12 protein-coding genes and 1 pseudogene are annotated in these 16,692 nt (G+C 72.3%); 4 read left to right on the plus strand and 9 right to left on the minus strand.

Features of this window, described 5'->3' with window-relative positions; genetic code table 11:
- Nucleotides 1-57: 57 nt before the first annotated feature.
- Entirely contained in the window at nucleotides 58-585 is a 528-nt protein-coding gene (locus tag DN051_RS16445) for a TQO small subunit DoxD (protein WP_053759449.1), read from the minus strand.
- A gap of 149 nt (nucleotides 586-734) precedes the next feature.
- Nucleotides 735-2,024, minus strand: coding sequence for a hypothetical protein (locus DN051_RS16450; RefSeq protein WP_053759450.1), 1,290 nt, complete (start codon nucleotides 2,022-2,024; stop codon nucleotides 735-737).
- Between the two features lie 242 nt (nucleotides 2,025-2,266).
- On the opposite strand from DN051_RS16450, the pseudogene DN051_RS16455 reads away from it, so the two are divergent.
- Nucleotides 2,267-2,854: pseudogene (locus DN051_RS16455) on the plus strand (DUF4429 domain-containing protein); the annotation flags it as partial.
- Here the strand turns inward: DN051_RS16455 and DN051_RS16460 are convergent.
- Nucleotides 2,823-3,617 (minus strand): class II aldolase/adducin family protein, encoded by a 795-nt coding sequence (locus DN051_RS16460; RefSeq protein ID WP_053759451.1) that lies wholly within the window; start codon nucleotides 3,615-3,617, stop codon nucleotides 2,823-2,825. The pseudogene DN051_RS16455 and the gene DN051_RS16460 sit on opposite strands and share 32 nt — an antisense overlap.
- Before the next feature lie 126 nt (nucleotides 3,618-3,743).
- Between DN051_RS16460 and DN051_RS16465 the strand changes: the two genes are divergently transcribed.
- Nucleotides 3,744-4,217 carry a pyridoxamine 5'-phosphate oxidase family protein gene (locus DN051_RS16465; RefSeq protein WP_053759452.1) on the plus strand — a complete coding sequence of 158 codons (474 nt, stop codon included), beginning with the start codon at nucleotides 3,744-3,746 and terminating at the stop codon, nucleotides 4,215-4,217.
- Between the two features lie 23 nt (nucleotides 4,218-4,240).
- On the opposite strand, the gene guaA is transcribed toward DN051_RS16465, so the two are convergent.
- Nucleotides 4,241-5,815: a glutamine-hydrolyzing GMP synthase gene (gene guaA / locus DN051_RS16470; protein WP_053759453.1), complete on the minus strand. Its 1,575-nt coding sequence runs from the start codon at nucleotides 5,813-5,815 to the stop codon at nucleotides 4,241-4,243.
- A 316-nt stretch (nucleotides 5,816-6,131) separates the two neighbouring features.
- On the opposite strand from guaA, the gene DN051_RS16475 reads away from it, so the two are divergent.
- Together DN051_RS16475 and DN051_RS16480 are read left to right on the plus strand one after the other, a co-directional pair.
- Nucleotides 6,132-6,425, plus strand: a complete 294-nt coding sequence (locus DN051_RS16475) for a chorismate mutase (protein ID WP_053759454.1) — start codon at nucleotides 6,132-6,134, stop codon at nucleotides 6,423-6,425.
- Between the two features lie 684 nt (nucleotides 6,426-7,109).
- The gene (locus DN051_RS16480) at nucleotides 7,110-8,141 is read left to right on the plus strand and encodes a hypothetical protein (RefSeq protein WP_053759455.1); all 1,032 of its coding nucleotides are present in this window, start codon (nucleotides 7,110-7,112) and stop codon (nucleotides 8,139-8,141) included.
- A 136-nt stretch (nucleotides 8,142-8,277) separates the two neighbouring features.
- On the opposite strand, the gene DN051_RS16485 is transcribed toward DN051_RS16480, so the two are convergent.
- The 5 genes from DN051_RS16485 to DN051_RS16505 all read right to left on the minus strand — a co-directional run bounded on the left by DN051_RS16485 (nucleotide 8,278) and on the right by DN051_RS16505 (nucleotide 16,688).
- Nucleotides 8,278-10,053 (minus strand): GMC oxidoreductase, encoded by a 1,776-nt coding sequence (locus tag DN051_RS16485; protein WP_053759456.1) that lies wholly within the window; start codon nucleotides 10,051-10,053, stop codon nucleotides 8,278-8,280.
- Nucleotides 10,054-10,200: 147 nt separating this feature from the next.
- Nucleotides 10,201-11,814: a succinic semialdehyde dehydrogenase gene (locus DN051_RS16490; protein ID WP_053759457.1), complete on the minus strand. Its 1,614-nt coding sequence runs from the start codon at nucleotides 11,812-11,814 to the stop codon at nucleotides 10,201-10,203.
- Between the two features lie 137 nt (nucleotides 11,815-11,951).
- A complete protein-coding gene (locus DN051_RS16495) occupies nucleotides 11,952-13,766 on the minus strand; it encodes a protein kinase domain-containing protein (RefSeq protein WP_112438987.1) in 1,815 nt (604 codons plus the stop codon).
- A 42-nt stretch (nucleotides 13,767-13,808) separates the two neighbouring features.
- Nucleotides 13,809-15,530 (minus strand): serine/threonine-protein kinase, encoded by a 1,722-nt coding sequence (locus tag DN051_RS16500; RefSeq protein ID WP_112438988.1) that lies wholly within the window; start codon nucleotides 15,528-15,530, stop codon nucleotides 13,809-13,811.
- A gap of 105 nt (nucleotides 15,531-15,635) precedes the next feature.
- Complete coding sequence (locus DN051_RS16505) at nucleotides 15,636-16,688, minus strand: serine/threonine-protein kinase (protein ID WP_112438989.1); 1,053 nt, start codon at nucleotides 16,686-16,688, stop codon at nucleotides 15,636-15,638.
- Nucleotides 16,689-16,692: the final 4 nt, after the last annotated feature.

The following is a 16,692-nucleotide window of genomic DNA, read 5'->3' on the forward strand; positions in this document are numbered from 1 at the left end:
GCGCCGCCGTCGGCGGGGCACCGTCAGCGCTGACGGTGGCCCGCCGCCACCGTGGCCCTACCGGTAGCTCCGCCGTTGCCGTCGGTCCCGCAGCGCCGCGTCCACCGAGAGGAGGGGGGCGCCGGCGAGGACGAGCGGCAGCCAGGCCATGAGGTAGACGAGGTCGTTGCCGTAGTAGTACGGGTCGGAGGCCCAGCTGACCGTCAGCCAGAGGCTGAGGGAGATCAGTGCGCCGCCGAGGGCCGCGAGGCGGGCGAGGAGGCCGAGCAGCGTGCCGATGCCGACGGCGATCTCACCGAGGGCGATGGCGTAGCCGAAGGCGACGGGGTTCTCCAGTGCCATGTCGACCATCGCCGGAATCGCCGAGGAACCGCGGACGGTTTCCATCATGCCGCCGATCGAGCCGGCGCCCGCGTCCTTCAGGAACGCGCTGTCGGTGAGCTTGTCCAGCCCGGCGTAGATGAAGGTGACGCCGAGGAAGACCCGCAGGGGCAGCAGGGCGTAGCGGGTGGCGGTGTCCCGCCAGTCGCCGCGGCTGCCGTCCAGGTGGGGGGTGTGCGTGTCCGTACGAATACTGTGAGTCATCGTTGATAGCCGCCTCTCGCACGCCGTGCCGTGGCCCTCATCAGACGATACGTATGAATGACGGGGCCCGCTCATCCTCGTGCGCCGCGAATTCCGGCGACGCGCCCCGATGGGGCGCGGAACAAGGGGCTCTAACGGCGGCTCAGCTGTTACTCCGTCACATCGATCACGTACGCGTTCGTCTCCACCCCGGCCGCGGTGACGACGCGCACCTCCACCCGTCCGGGCTCCACGTCGACGGGCACGGGCACCGTCAGCAGGCCGTCGGTGGGGTTGCTGAAGCCGCCCGCCACGGGGACGAGGGGGACGTGCACATGAACGGTGCCGATGCGTACGACCATCCGGGACAGCCGCGCGGCGCCGTCGGCGCCCGGGGGCACGAAGCCCGCGCCGCGGATCTCGATGTCCTCGCCGGTGCGGATGGGCGCGTCGAGGTCGCCCGCCTCACGCGCGCGGACGACGGACAGGACGACCGGGCGGCCGCCCTCTGCGTACTTGCCGGCCACATAGGTGGCCGCCGACACGAGCACGACCGCCGCGAGCCCCCACGGCAGGTCGGGCAGTTGGTCGGGGCGGCGGGCCAGCCGCACCGCCGCAAAGACCAGGGCGACGGCGCCGATGACCGCGTACTGGATGTCGGCGAAGGTGCCGCGCCCCGAATCGTCCGTCAGCAGGTCGGCCGCCCTCGGCCGGTCCGCGCGGACCTTCTGGAGCCGTTGCCCGAGCACGCGCGTGCCCACGAGGCGACGCACCAGGACCGCGATGGCGCAGGTCACGGCGAGGACGGTGACCACTCCGGCGCCGCGGGCGAGTTCGAGTCCGGCGATCAGCTCGTCACGCTCGCCGGGCGCGGAGGCCGCCGCCAGCTGCCCCGCCAGCACGAGGACCGCGTAGGCGACGAACAGCACCCACAGCGCGGCCACGGCGCGGGAGGTCGACAGGCGGTTGTCCTCACCGATGACCGGGGCCAGCACTCCGCCGCGCGTGCGGTGGAACCAGGAGGCCGCCGTCAGGGTGCCGGCCACCACCAGCGCGGCGAGCAGTCCGGCGGTACGCGCCGCCGTCCAGCCGGCGCCGATCGCGGTCAGTGCCTGCACCAGCAGCAACAGCACCACCAGCGCCCACACCGTGCAGGCCGTACGGCGCCACAGGAGCGCCAGCCAGGCGTCGCCCTCGGCCCGGCCGCGTTCGGCGACCGCCGCCGCGGACTGGGTCAGTTCGTCGGAGACCCACTGGCGGGTCGCCGAGGCGGAGTGCGCGACCGCCGCCGGCAGCCCCTGCCCGGCCGCGAACCCGTCGCGTTTCACCAGGAACTCCGCCACCGCCCGGCGGTGCCCGGTGCGGGCTCCGTGCGGGCAGTCCCCGCAGGTGCAGCCGCCACCGTGGACGCCCGCGCGCGCACTCGCGTCCGCGCCCTGTCTCGCCTCCTGCACCGCCACGCCCGACGCCCGCCTTCCCGCGAATCCCCGTAGAACGGAGCCGTACGTACCAGGTGTACAACTCCTGTGCGATGACAGGGCATTGTGCCCTACGCCACGCCGGGCTCGTCCGCCAGGTCTGGTCAGCGCGGGTGAAAGGGCGACCGCCGTGTTGACCCGGCCGCGAGAATTCCCGTACGGCCGGGATCATCCAGCGTGACGGCACCTGGGCCTTCGACGGCAGCGCGGTCAGGATCACCCCTCTGCCCGGTCCGCCGGTACCGGTCTCGGTCCGCTCCTCGGACGGCACGGTGTCCTTCGACGGTACGCAGGTGCGGATCGACTGGAGCGAGATCTCCGACCGGGTCAAGCGCGCGACCGGCCCGCGGATCATCGCCGTCGGTGACCTGGTCCGGGTCGAGTGGCTGCCCGACTCCGGCTCCGAGGACGGCTTTCTGCGCTTCGTGACGCGGGAGACGGCGCACTCCGAGCTGCCGCCGGAGAAGGATCCGTACGCGCTGGACCTGTGGGGCAGCGCCCGGCGCGACCTGCTCACCGCGCTCGTCGCCGCCGCCGTCACCGCCCGTCCGCCGCGCCCGTCCACCCGTACCGGCGCCGAGCCCGAGGACCGGCCGCCCCGTCCGGCGCCCGCCGTGCCGGCGCCGCCCGCCGACCACGACGTGCTGCTGCGCAGACTGCGGGAGCCGGCCGAGCTGTACCGGGACGGGGTGCTCACGGCCGAGGAGTTCGCACGGACGAAGGCGGCCGTGCTCCGGGACTTCTGTACCCCGCCCCACGGCCGAGGTCCCGCTGCGCCTGCTACGACAGCAGGTCCGGCTCGCTGCGGCTGATGTCCTGCCAGAGCGGCTGGTAGTTGATCCAGGCCACCAGGTCGCCGCCGAGTTGCTCCCGGGTCGCCACCGCCGACTTGTGGTCGATGAGCACCGGACGCCCCGCCGCCTTCGCCGTGAGCTGCACCTGGCTGGAGCGTTCCATCGACAGGAACCACCAGGCCGCGGCGTCCACCGAGTCGCCGACGGTCAGCAGTCCGTGGTTGCGCAGGACGAGCGCCTTGCGGGTGCCGAGGGCGGTGGCGATCCTGCGGCCCTCCGCGATGTCGACGGAGACGCCGGTGTAGCTGTCGTACAGGGCGTGGTCCTCGTAGAAGGCGCAGCTCTCCTGGGTGATGGGTTCGAGCAGGTCGCCGAGGGCGGACAGGGCGCGGCCGTGCACCGAGTGGCAGTGGGCGACGGCGACCACGTCCGGGCGGGCGGCGTGCACCTGGACGTGCACGGTGAACGCGGCCTGGTTGACGTGGTAGCGCCCGTCGATCACCTGCCCGTCCTGGTTGGCCAGCACCAGGTCGCTCACGGTGACGTGCTTGAAGGGCATCCCGAACGGATTGACCCAGAAGCAGTCGGTGTGCTCCGGATCGCGTGCGGTGATGTGCCCGGAGACACCGTCCTCGAAGCCGAGGCGCCCGAAGATCCGCAGCGCGCCCGCGAGCCGTTCCTTGCGGTGCCGGCGTTCCTCGTCGACCGACTCGTACATCGGCGGCATCGCGAACTGGAGCCGGTCGGTGGGCAGGGGCTGGAGCGGGTTGAGCGCGGACATCGGTCCTCCGGCGCTGGGTTCCGGTACGGAGCGGAAGTTACCGGCGGTCAGCGCAGGAGAACAGGGCTTCGGCGACATGTCTGAATCACGACAGCAGATGTCCGGTTTCGGCGGCACACTCGCCGTATGGCAGCAAACTGGGCAACTTTCGTCGCCGCCGAACCGGACTTCGCCAAGACCGTCGAGGACCGTTTCGGCGCCTTCACCCACCACGTCCTCGCCACCCTGCGCAGGGACGGCTCACCGCGCACCACCGGTCTGGAGGTGCGGTTCCTGGACGGCGAGCTGTGGCTCGGCATGATGCCGGACTCCCTCAAGGCGCTCGACCTGCGCCGTGACCCGCGCTTCGCCCTGATGGCGAACCCCGGTGAGGGTACGGCGATGGGCGGCGGTGACGTCCGGATCGCCGGGCGGGCCGTCGAGGTCGACGATCCGCGGACCAAGCGCGCCTACGGCGAAGAGGTGGAACCGCCGGAGCCGTTCCACCTCTTCCGCACCGAGTTGACGGAGGTCGTGAGGACCGGCGTCGAGGACGAGACGTATCTGGTCGTCCAGGTCTGGAAGCCCGGAGAGCCGGTGCGCACTCTCAAACGGACCTGACCCCGCGGCGGGGGCCTACCGGCCTACTCCCACTCGATGGTCCCCGGCGGCTTCGAGGTCACGTCGAGGACGACCCGGTTGACGTCGCGCACCTCGTTGGTGATCCGGGTCGAGATCCTCGCGAGGACGTCGTACGGCAGTCGGGACCAGTCGGCCGTCATGGCGTCCTCGGAGGAGACCGGGCGCAGCACGATCGGGTGGCCGTAGGTGCGGCCGTCGCCCTGGACGCCGACGCTGCGGACGTCCGCGAGCAGCACCACGGGGCACTGCCAGATGTCCCGGTCGAGGCCGGCCACCGTCAGCTCCTCACGGGCGATGGCGTCGGCCTCGCGCAGCAGGTCCAGGCGCTCCTTGGTGACCTCGCCGACGATACGGATGCCCAGGCCGGGGCCTGGGAACGGCTGGCGCTGGACGATCTCCTCCGGCAGGCCGAGCTCCTGGCCGACCATCCGGACCTCGTCCTTGAACAGCTTGCGCAGCGGCTCGACGAGCTGGAACTCCAGGTCCTCGGGGAGGCCGCCGACGTTGTGGTGGGACTTGATGTTGGCGGTGCCGGTGCCGCCGCCGGACTCGACCACGTCGGGGTACAGGGTGCCCTGGACGAGGAACTCGACGGCGGGGCCCTCGTCGGCGACGATCTCGGCCTGCGCCTGCTCGAAGACCCGGATGAACTCCCGGCCGATGATCTTCCGCTTCTCCTCGGGGTCGCTGACCCCGGCGAGCGCCTCGAGGAACCGCTCCTCGGCGTCGACCACCTTCAGCTGGACGCCGGTCGCGGCGACGAAGTCCTTCTCGACCTGCTCGGTCTCACCCTTGCGCATCAGGCCGTGGTCGACGTACACGCAGGTCAGCTGGGAGCCGATGGCCTTCTGGACGAGGGCGGCGGCGACGGCGGAGTCCACGCCGCCGGACAGGCCGCAGATGGCGCGCTTGTCGCCGACCTGCTCGCGGATCGCCTGGACCTGCTCGTCGATGACGTTGCCGGTCGTCCAGGACGGGGTCAGGCCCGCGCCGCGGTAGAGGAAGTGCTCCAGGACCTGCTGGCCGTGCGTGGAGTGCATGACCTCGGGGTGGTACTGGACGCCGTACAGCTTCTTCTCGTCGTTCTCGAAGGCGGCGACCGGGACGACGTCGGTGGACGCCGTGACGGTGAAGCCCTCGGGGGCGGCGGAGCAGGCGTCGCCGTGCGACATCCACACGGCCTGCTCGGCCGGGGTGCCCTCGAAGAGGGTGGAGGAGGACTTGGCGACGTGCAGGCCGGTCCGGCCGTACTCGCGGGCACCGGTGTTGTCGACGGTGCCGCCGAGGACCTGGGCCATCAGCTGGAAGCCGTAGCACATGCCGAAGACGGGGACGCCGGACTCGAAGATCGCGCTGCCCAGGCGCGGCGCGCCCGCCTCGTAGACGGACGAGGGGCCGCCGGAGAGGATGATCGCCGCCGGGTTCTTGGCGAGCATCTCCTCGACCGGCATCGTGCTCGGCACGATCTCGCTGTAGACCCGGGCCTCGCGGACGCGTCGGGCGATGAGCTGGGCGTACTGCGCACCGAAGTCGACGACCAGAACGGTGTCGGGGGCGGCGGGGGTCGCTGATGACACGGGTTGCCTTCCGGCGGCTTGTGAAGGGGCTGTGGGACCGATTCTAACGGGGCTGCCGCGCCCGGCTCCCGTCTCACGATGCAACCCGGTGTGGACCGTCACCTCCGGTCACGGCATACTGACCACATGTTCATGCGCTCGACCTTCGTCTTTACCTATGGCACCCGGCCCGCCGGCTGCCATGGTCGTGACGCTTGAACCACTGACAAGCGACTTCCCAGGCGCCCCGGGCCGACAAGGTCCGGGGCGCCTGGTTTTTCTCCGGATCCTGTCGCTCCGGGGCGGCCCCACCACCGTCCAGTGAGGAGCCCCCGACATGACCGCGACCGCAGCGGAGAAGACCGGAGCGCACACGCCCGAGGCCGTCGACGTGATCACCGGCGCGCGTGAGCGCATCGACGCGCTCGACGACCGGATCATCGGCCTGATCCAGGAACGGATGGCCGTCTCGGCCGTGATCCAGGAGGCCCGGATCACCTCCGGCGGGCGCCGGGTCAACCTGTCCCGGGAGATGGAGATCCTCGGCCACTACCGCGAGGCGCTGGGCAAGCCGGGCACCGCGCTCGCGATGACCCTGCTGGAACTGTGCCGCGGGCGCATCGGGGGCTGAATCGGCGTTCCGTGTACGTACGTGCGCATGACCCCTCACCCGTACGGCGCGTGACCGTCATGCGCGAGCCTTCGTTGGTCCGGGTGTCCGTGCCAGCCAGGGGCGGGCCCGAAAGAACCACGCGTGGCTCGCTGGAGCGATGAGACGTACGGATCGTGCCGTGCGTCGTGGGACCTCGCTCCAGGGAAGTGACCGGACGGCAGGGGACAGCAGCCCGGTCACCCAAGAGAACGGTCGGCTCCGGGGACGCTCGGGGCCGACCGGCGGGAAATGTCCAAGGCAGGACCCCATGGCCGCGAAGGCCACGGCGGTCCGGCGCGATGCGTGAACAGGCCCCACGTCCCGTCGCAGTGAGCGGCGTTGCCGTGCACCGGCACACCGCCGCAAGTCGAGACCAGCGGCGCAACCCCCCGGCGTCGCCCCCAGGCACCGGCGCTGCCCTGACGCCGGTGCTGACGAAAGAAGGGCCCCGCGGCTCCGCCCCGCGGGGCCCTTCGCATGCGCGGACATCCGTGCGAACGAGTGACTGAGGTCACATAAAAATCTCGTGAAGTGCCGGACAACCATTCACAGGCTTCGCCGATCAAACCTGCTGAATCAAGGGTTACCACCGCGCCCCACACGCGGGGCCCACCGCCCACGCGTGCTGCCGCACCGCAGCACACCGGACTTCTTGAGGTCTTCATGAAGCTTCGCCGTGCTCTGGCATCAGCGGCCGCGACGGCTGCCCTGGCCCCGATGGCGCTCCTCGCCGCCCCGGCCGCCCACGCCACCGACGACACGGACACCGCGTCCCCGATCGTGACCGCGACGGAGTCGGCCTCCGAGACGGCCACCACCGCGCCGTCGGAGACCGCCACCGCGACCGAGTCGGCCTCCGAGACCGCCACCGCGACCCCGAGCGACTCCGCGTCCCAGTCCACGACGGCGGCGCCGACCGAGTCGCAGTCGGCCACGGCGACGGCCACCCCGTCGGGTTCGGCCTCCACCACCGCCTCGCCGAGCCCGAGCACCTCCGCCCCGGAGGAGGAGCCCGACCTCTGCGAGGACGCCGAGGACGAGGTCGGCCTCAGCGAGGACCTGACCAGCGGTCTGTCCGGGCTGCCCGAGACGATCGTGGCCGGCAGCGGCTGGACCGGCTTCTCCTTCGACATCGCCAACCGCGGCGACGAGGAGATCAAGAACATCAAGCCGCTGATCGGCGTCGCCGCGGTCGGCTGGAACGAGCAGGACTACTCGGGCGAGATCCGCGTCCAGGTCTTCGACAAGGCCACCGGCACCTGGCGCACGCTCGCGGACGCGGCCGGCGAGGGCGCGACGTTGACCGCGTTCTCGCTCGGCGCGGGCGAGTCGACCTCGTTCCGGCTGCGGCTGAGCGTCAGCGGCAAGGTGCCCGACGCCATCGGTCTGACCGGCGGCTTCGCGCAGTACTCGGACGCCGACGGCTGCTGGATGGCCGACGACCCCAACGGCTGGATCTACTTCTTCGACATCCTGGCCGCGGGCTCGGACGCCGGTGACCCGGACGACGCCGAGCCGCAGGGCGGAATGGGCGAACTGGACGACGTGAACTCGGTCAGCGCCACCGGCAGCCTCGCCGAGACCGGTGCCGGCTCCGCGCTGCCCATGATCGGCCTGGTCGGCGGTGTCGCCGTCGTCGCCGGTGCGGGCGCGGTGTACGTCGTGCGGCGCAACAGGGCCGGCGCGCAGGCATAACGCGCCCGACGCACGTCAGTGAGGCGTGCCGCAGAGCAGAGAGAGGGACCTGGGCTCGGAGGGGGGCACAGGTCCCTTTTTCTTTTCCCGCTTTTCCTGTCCCGCTCTTTCTTGGGCGGCACCGCTTTCCTGCCCGCTACTTCTTGGGCGGCACCGACGGCATCCCGAGGAACGGCAGCCGCAGCGCGCCGAACGCCTCCGCGGGCACGGCCGGACTGCGGGGCTCGACCGGCTTCAGGCGCTCGTAGGCCGCCCCCTGCGCCGGACGCGGGTCGGCCTCGTCCTTGTTCGGCCAGTACGACATGGCGCGCTCGGCCTGCGCGGTGATCGTCAGGGACGGGTTCACCCCGAGGTTCGCGGACACCGCGGCGCCGTCGACGACGGAGATGCCGGGGTGTCCGTACAGACGGTGGTACGGGTCGATGACGCCGGTCTCCCCGGAGTCGCCGATCGGGCAGCCGCCGAGGAAGTGCGCGGTCAGCGGCGTGCCCATCAGCTCGCCGACGTTGCTGCCGGGGAAGCCGTTGATCTCCGCGGCGATCGCCGACGCGCTCAGGGAGGCGGCCTCGATCTGCTTGGGGTTGGGCGCGCCGTGGCCCTGGCGGGCGGTCAGCAGACCCTTGCCCATGCCGCCCGGCTTCAGATACGTCGTCAGGGAGTTGTCCAGCGACTGCATCACCAGACCGATGATCGTACGCTCCGACCAGCGCCGGTTGGACAGGGAGCGCAGGACCAGCACGGGGTGCCGGGCGGCGTTGCGCAGCCACCCCAGAACCCGGGACGAACCCCGCGCGTAGGGCACCTGGAGGATCGACAGGCCGCCCATCGAGTTGGAGCCCTTGCCGTAACGCACCGGCTCGATATGGGTGTTCTCGTCGGGGTGGACGGACGACGTGATGGCCACGCCGCGTGTGAAGTCGGCCTTCCGCTCGCCGGTGGCCTTCCGGTAGCGCCGGTCGGTGGTCTGCGCGCCCACCAGGGCCTCGGAGTTGGTGCGGGTCAGCTCACCGAGCCGGTCGGACAGACGCGGGAGCATGCCGCGCGACTTCATCCGGTGCAGCAGCGTCTGGGTGCCGTAGGTGCCTGCCGCCAGCACGACCCACCGGGCCCGGTAGGTCCGGCCGGCGTCCTTGCGGTTGTCGGTGGGCAGGGTGGCGACGGCGTAGCCGCCGCGCGCGTCGTCGGTCACCGACACGACGGTCGTCATCGGGTGCACGGCCGCGCCCGCCTTCTCGGCGAGGTACAGATAGTTCTCGTTCAGCGTGTTCTTGGCCCCGTGCCGGCAGCCCGTCATGCACTCGCCGCATTCGGCGCACGCCCTGCGGGCGGGGCCGGCACCGCCGAAGTACGGGTCCGGCACGTCCTCGCCGGGTTTCCCGCGCGCCGCGCCGTCGGCGTCCTCGCCGTCGCCGAAGAACACCCCGACCGGCGCGAGATGGAAGGTGTCGCCGACACCCATCCGCTGCGCGGCCGCCTTCAGATGGACGTCGGACGGCGTCATCGTCGGGTTCAGCCGCACGCCGAGCATGCGCCGCGCCTGGTCGTAGTACGGCGCCAACTCCTCCTGCCAGTCGGTGATGTCCCGCCACTGCGGGTCGTCGAAGAACGGCTTCGGCGGGACGTACAGGGTGTTGGCGTAGTTGAGGGAGCCGCCGCCGACGCCCGCTCCGGCCAGGACCATGACGTTGCCCAGCAGGTGGATGCGCTGGATTCCGTACATGCCGAGCTTCGGCGCCCAGAGGTAGTTCTTCAGGTCCCAGGAGTTCTTGGGCAGCGAGTCCCGGGTGAAGCGGCGGCCGGCTTCCAGGACGCCTACGCGGTAGCCCTTCTCCGTCAGGCGCAGGGCGGTCACCGAGCCGCCGAAGCCCGATCCGACGACGATGACGTCGTAGTCGTGGGTGTCCTGGGGCACGGGTGTCTCCTCGTCGAGTTCTGCGTGCGGCCGTGTGTGCTGTCTCGCGCGGTCCCCGCCCCCGAGAGGCGGCCGGGGCCTGTCGTCACATCGCTGTCGTTGCCGGACGGCGGCGTCGCGGGGCGGGCGGGGATCTGACGACGGGCCCTAGCGGAACCGGAACGCCTTCATGACCCGCAGGCTGCGGCTCATGAACTGCGCGTACTTCTCGTCGTCCATGCCGAGCGACGGGGCCATCGGCAGCAGCCGCTGCTGCGCCACCGTCTGGGCCTCCGTGTACTTGAGGATGCCCTCGGAGCCGTGCCGGCGGCCGAGGCCGGAGTCCTTCATGCCGCCCATCGGCGACTGGACGCTGCCGTAGGCGGGCGCGTAGCCCTCGTTGACGTTGACCGTGCCGGTGCGCAGCCGGGCCGCCACCGCTCGGCCGCGACGGCCGTCCTTCGTCCACACCGAGGAGTTCAGGCCGTACGGGGTGGCGTTGGCGTGCTCGACCGCCTCGTCGTCGGTGCGGAACCGGTAGACCGACACGACCGGGCCGAAGGTCTCCTCCGTGCACACGGCCATGGGCGCTTCGACGCCGTCGAGGATGGTGGGCTCGTAGAAGTACGGGCCGATGTCCGGGCGGGCCACCCCGCCGGCCACCAGCTTCGCGCCCTTGGCCACCGCTTCCTCGACGTGCCGTGTGACCGTCCGGAGCTGGCGCTCGCCGACCAGCGAGCCCATGTCGGCTCCGTAGGCCAGGGACCGGCCGAGCCGCATGCCCTTGGTGCGGGCGGCGAAGCGCTCCAGGAAGGCGTCGGCGACCGACTCGTGGACGTACAGCCGCTCGATGGAGATGCACAGCTGGCCCGCGGAGGAGAAGCAGGCGCGCACCGCTCCCGCCGCCGCCTTGTCGATGTCGGCGTCCTCCAGCACCAGCATGGCGTTCTTGCCGCCCAGTTCGAGGGATACGCCGACCAGCCGGGCGGCGGCGCCCTGGGCGACCTCACGGCCGGTGCGGGTGGAACCGGTGAAGGAGACGTAGTCGGCGTGCTTGACGACCTCGGGGCCCACCACGGGGCCCTCACCGAGGACGACTTGGAAGACCTCGGCGGGCAGCCCCGCCTCGATCAGCAGGTCACGGGCCCACAGCGCGGTCAGGCAGGTCTCGGTGTCCGGCTTCATGACGACCGCGTTGCCCGCGACGAAGGCGGGGAGCGCGTCGCCCACCGACAGCTCCAGCGGGTAGTTCCAGGGAGCGATCTGGCCGACCACACCGCGCGGGTGGCGCAGTTCGGTGACGCGTGTGAGGGTCGGCATGGCCCCGGCGTGCCGCTTGGGGCGGAGGTAGGCGGGCGCCTTGCGGCCGTAGTGGCGGGCGGCCACCGCGACGGCCTGCACCTCCTCGTGCGCGTGCAGCCGCGCCTTGCCGGTCTCCAGCTGGATGAGGTCGAGGACCTCGGCCTGCCGTTCCAGCACCAGGTCGTGGAAGCGCAGCAGTACGGCGGCGCGCTGCCGCACCGGCCGCTGCGCCCAGACGGCCTGCGCGGCGCGGGCCGCCTCGAAGGCCTTCTGTACGTCCTCGGGCGTGGACTCGGGCAGATCCGCCAGCTTCTCGCCGGTGAGGGGCGTGTGGTTGGCGGTGCGGCCGGAGCCGACCACTCCCCTGGTGAGCTGGGCGACCAGCTCGGGGGTGACCACGTCCACGGCGGTGCGGGCGCCCTCGGGGGCGGGGGCGAGGGGATTCGTGCCGGTCTTCACCGGGGCCTGCGCGTCCGTCATGAGGCGCAGAGTATGCCCGGGGGGAGCCTTTGTGTACCCGTCGGTAATGGGGATTCACGGAGTGCTCACACGCCGCCAGTGATCACTGGCAACAAATGCGCTGATCAGGGCGTCGAGGCGGGCGACCCGGCCGTACGTCAGTTCTCGCCGATCTTGAGCCGGTCGCGGGCGCCCCGGAACACGGCGGTGCCTGTGCGCTCCGCGGGCGTGCCCTTGGGCATGTCCACGCGCAACTCGTACATGCGCCCGTCGCCGGTCCTGACGATCAGCTGCATGACCCGGACCGGCCCGGCGTCCCTGTGGTGGGTGGTGTCGGCGAGCACCGCCTCCTGGCCGTCCAGCGTGGTCCGCGTGTACCGCGTGCGTGTGTCCCTCCGCTCCCAGCCGGAGTGGATCTCGTACGCCCGGGAGAGCGGCGAGCGGGGCGCGGCGTCCCACTGGGTCAGCCGTACCTCGACGTCGGCCCCGTTGCCGTAGACCACGATCCGGGGCTGGTCGGCCGCAGTGCCCTGCCGGACGGTCTCCGCGTACGGCTCGGGCAGGGACAGGACGGCGCCCATGTCCGGCTCGGGGTGAGCGGTCCAGGGCGCCGGCGCGGCACCCGCGCTCGGCACGCCGCGGTCCGCGCCGCGGCTGCCGCCGTGCCCTGCGGTGTCGTCGCCCCGGGCGCCGACGAAGGAGGAGGTGCCGAGCCAGATGCCGCCCACGAGGAGGGCGGCGAGGAGAGCGGCGGGGGCGGGACGTATCGGTACGCGAACGCGGGGGCGTGGACCGGGCTGGGGCTCGGGCTCGGGTCGTGGCCCGGACTCGGGCTCGGGTCGTGGCCCGGACCCTCGCTCGGCGTCGGGTCGTGGCCCGGACTCGGGCTCCGCGTCGGGTCGTTGCCCCGCCTCCGGGACGGATTCCTGGCCACCGGGTGCGCCGCCGGGTTTCGGTTCGGGTTCTTGGCCGGGTTCAGGTTTGTAGGCCCGCCCGGGTTCCGGCTGGGGGTCACTCCCGGATTCCGGCTCCGGGGCACGCCCGGATTCCGGCTGGGACTTCGGCTCGCGCTCCGGCGGGGACTTCGGCTCGGAATCCGGCAGGGACTTCGGCTCGGGCTCCGGCAGGGCGTCCGACTGGCACCCCTCGGCCGCGGCACGCAACCCCGCCGCGACCTCCGACGGCTCCGGACGCCGCTCCGGGTCCTTCGCGAGCATCCGTACGATCAGCGGCCCGAGCATGCCGGCCTTCTCCGGCTCGGGCGGATCGGCGGCGAGGAGCGCGGCCGGCGTCGGCTCCGCGGTCGTACGCCGGAACGGGGACCGGCCCTCGACGGCGGCGTACAGCAGGACGCCGAGCGACCACAGGTCCGAGGCCGGTCCGGCCCCCGGTCCTGACATCCGCTCGGGCGCGACGAACTCCAGCGAACCGACGAACTCCCCGCTCGGGGCGATGGATTCGTCGCCCTGCGCCTGAGCGATGCCGAAGTCGGTCAGGACGACCCTGCCGTGCGGCCCGAGCAGCACATTGGCGGGCTTGACGTCGCGGTGCACGATGCCGACGGAGTGCGCGGCGCGCAAGGCACCGAGGACGGCGAGCCCGATCCGGGCGGACTCGGCGGCCGGGACCGGCCCGCGCCCGAGGACCTCGTGGAGGGACTCGCCCCGGATCAGTTCCATGACGATCCAGGGGACTCCGTCCTCCTCGACGACGTCGTGGATGGAGACGGCGGAGGGGTGGTCGACGCGGGCGGCGGCGCGGGCCTCGCGGTACAGCCGGTGCGCGGCCCTGCGACGGGTCTCGTCCCCCGGGTCGCCCGGCAGCCGGGGCTGTTTGACGGCGACGTCCCGTCCGGCGAGTTCGTCCCGGGCGCGCCACACGGTGCCCGTCCCGGCGGCTCCGGCACGCTCGACCAGCCGGTAGCGCCCACCGATCAGCCGTCCCTCGCGCAGGAGTTCACCGCCGTCACTCATGTCCCATGCCTACCGCGCGGCGGGCCCTCTTGTCGACGGGCGTCAGAGCTTGTCGACGTCCAGGTTCGCGATCGCCGTCCGCGCCACCTCGCGGCCCCGATCGGTGAAGTCGCCCTCGCCGGGATAGCTGACGGTGAGCTTGTACATGTCCCCGGTGGAGGTCTTGTAGTAGAAGATCTGCACCTCGCGGGGCCGCGGGTTCTGCGTGTCGTTCGTGACGTACGCGATCGTGTTCCTGGCGGCCTCCCGGCCCTGGAACGTGGCGTTCGCGTCGGTGACCGTCGACTTCGGGTCCGCGGGCATGTCAAGGTTGTACGCGCCGGACTCCTTGAAGCGGCCGTTGTCCTCGTGCATCTCGGCGTCCGCGGAGTCCCCGATCTCACCGCCGGTGTCCTCGGACTTCTTCTCCAGACTCAGCCCGACCCAGATGCTTCCGCTCGCGTCGGAGTACGTGACCCAGTGGCCGTCGTCCGTCTCCCGGTCGGGCCTGCTCGCCGTGTAGCCCTCGGGCACCGCCAGGGTCGCGGCGACGTCCTTCTCCCCGTGCGTCGCCCAGTCGTCGGGCAGCGGGCCCGCGAACGGGTCGGCGATCACCAGGTACGCCGTCACCGCCGCGGCCGCGACCACCGCACCGGCCACCGCGCCGAGGCGGAACAGCGCCTTGCGGCCGATCCGGATGCCGCCACCCTGCCCGCCGTCGCTCGCAGTGACCGTTACCACCTGCGTCGGCACCGGCTCGGGCGGATGGGCGGCCGCCTCCAGCAGCGCGCGGACCCGGGCGGCGTTCGGGCGGTGCGCCGGGTCCTTCTGGAGCAGGCCGTTGATGGCGTCGGCGAGCGGGCCGGAGGCCGAAGCGGGCGGTGCGGGCGTGGCATTGAGGACGGACTGGAGGGTGGCCGGGGTGTTGCTGCGGCGGAAGGGCGAGACGCCCTCGGTGGCCGCGTACAGCACCACGCCCAGCGACCAGAGGTCCGAAGCCGGTCCCGGGCGCTGGCCGAGGACCCGCTCCGGCGCGATGTACTCGGGCGAGCCGACGAAGCCGCCGGTGTCGGTCAGATTGGTCTCGCCCTCGATCTGCGCGATACCGAAGTCGGTGAGGACGACGCGGTCGTGGCGGCCGAGGAGCACATTGTCCGGCTTGACGTCGCGGTGCAGGATGCCGGCGGCGTGCGCCGCCTCCAGCGCGCCGAGCACCTCCAGGCCGACCTTGGCCGCCTCGCGGGCCGACAGGGTGCCCTCCTGGAGGACGGCGCCGAGGGAGCGGCCCTGCACCAGCTCCATCACGATCCACGGCCGGTCGTCCACGACGGCGACATCGTGGACGTTGACCACCGCGGGGTGGTCCAGACGGGCCGCGGCACGGGCCTCGCGGCGCATCCGCTCGTAGGCGTTGGCGCGTTCGCGGTCGGGAAGGTGGTCCGGGACCCTCGGCTCCTTGACCGCGACCTCGCGGTCCACCGTCTCGTCCTTGGCGCGCCAGACCGTGCCCATGCCGCCGTGTCCGAGCTTGGCGAGCAGCCGGTAGCGCCCGTCGATCAGCCGCCCTGCCCCGGCGTCCTGCGCGGCGCGGGTCGGCGGTTGCGCGGGCGGCGGGGGCGCGGACCTGGGCCCGTCGTCGGGCGCGGACCGATGCTGCGGGACGACTCGTGTGGGAGTCGCGTACGGGTTGTCCGGATGCGGTACGGCCGCCGGTGGGTTCGGCGGTTGCAGACCGAAACTGGTGGGCTCGTCCGACCCGTGGTGGGCTCCCCCGTTGTCACTCATGTGTCCATGCATATCGCGGCAAGTGCCCGCGCATCCACCACGATGGCCCGCCGGTCACAGACCCGTGACTCAGGTCGCCGCTTATTTACCATTTATAATGGCATGTCAGGTGTGCTGCGGGCCGAGCGGAGGGGACGGTGGCCCCGATGTGCTCACGGACGTCGTCGGCGACGGGCTCCGCGGCGGCCCGCTCCCGTCGTCCCCGCTCCCGCTGATCAGCAGCGCCACCGCGGACACCCCGGCCGCCGCCATCGCCGCCACCAGCAGCGCCGTCACCAGCCGGTCGCGGGGGGTGCGTCGGGCGCGGGACGGTGCCGGTGGTGTGCGTCCGGTCTCCAGGTAGGCGCGCAGCATCCGCTCCGCCTGCCCCGCGTCCAGCCGTCGCTGCGGATCGCGCTCCAGCAGCCCTCGTACGACGGGCAGGAGCGGGCCCGCCTGCGGGGGCGGCCGTACCTCGTCGGACAGGACGGCGTGCACGACGCCGCCCAGCGAGTCGCGGTGGAAGGGCGACGTCCCGCCGACCGCGGTGCACAGCAGCGCGCCGAGCGACCACAGGTCGGAGGCGGGGCCGGTGCCGGAACCCGCGATCCGCTCGGGCGCGGTGTACTCCGGCGAGCCGACGAAGGAGCCGGACTCGGTGAGGGTCGTGGCGCCCTCGACCTGGGCGACGCCGAAATCGGTGAGGACGACCCGGCCGGTGCCGGACTCGATGAGGACGTTCGCCGGTTTGAGATCGCGGTGCAGTACCCCCGCCGCGTGGGCGGCGCGCAGGGCGCCGAGCAGGGCGATACCGATCCGGGCCGCCTCGTGCGCGTCGACCGGGCCCCGCCCGGCGATCCGGTCGGCCAGGGAACCGCCGTCGATCAACTCCATGACGATGCAGGGGCGTTCGTCGTCCTCGACGACGTCATGGACGACGATGACATGCGGATGGCGCAGTTGGGCCAGCGCCTGCGCCTCGCGCAGGGTGCCCGCGCGACGGGCCCGGATCTCGGCGGCCGTCCCGGAGTCGTCCTGGGCGATCTCCTTGACGGCGACCCGGCGGCCCAGCAGTTCGTCGGTGGCGCCCCACACGACACCCATACCGCCGCGGCCGAGTGTCTCCTCGAGCCGGTAACGGCCCGCGATGATCCGCCCGCCCTCCCGCTCGCTCACCATGCGC

Source organism: Streptomyces cadmiisoli, from assembly GCF_003261055.1.
Classification (GTDB): domain Bacteria; phylum Actinomycetota; class Actinomycetes; order Streptomycetales; family Streptomycetaceae; genus Streptomyces; species Streptomyces cadmiisoli.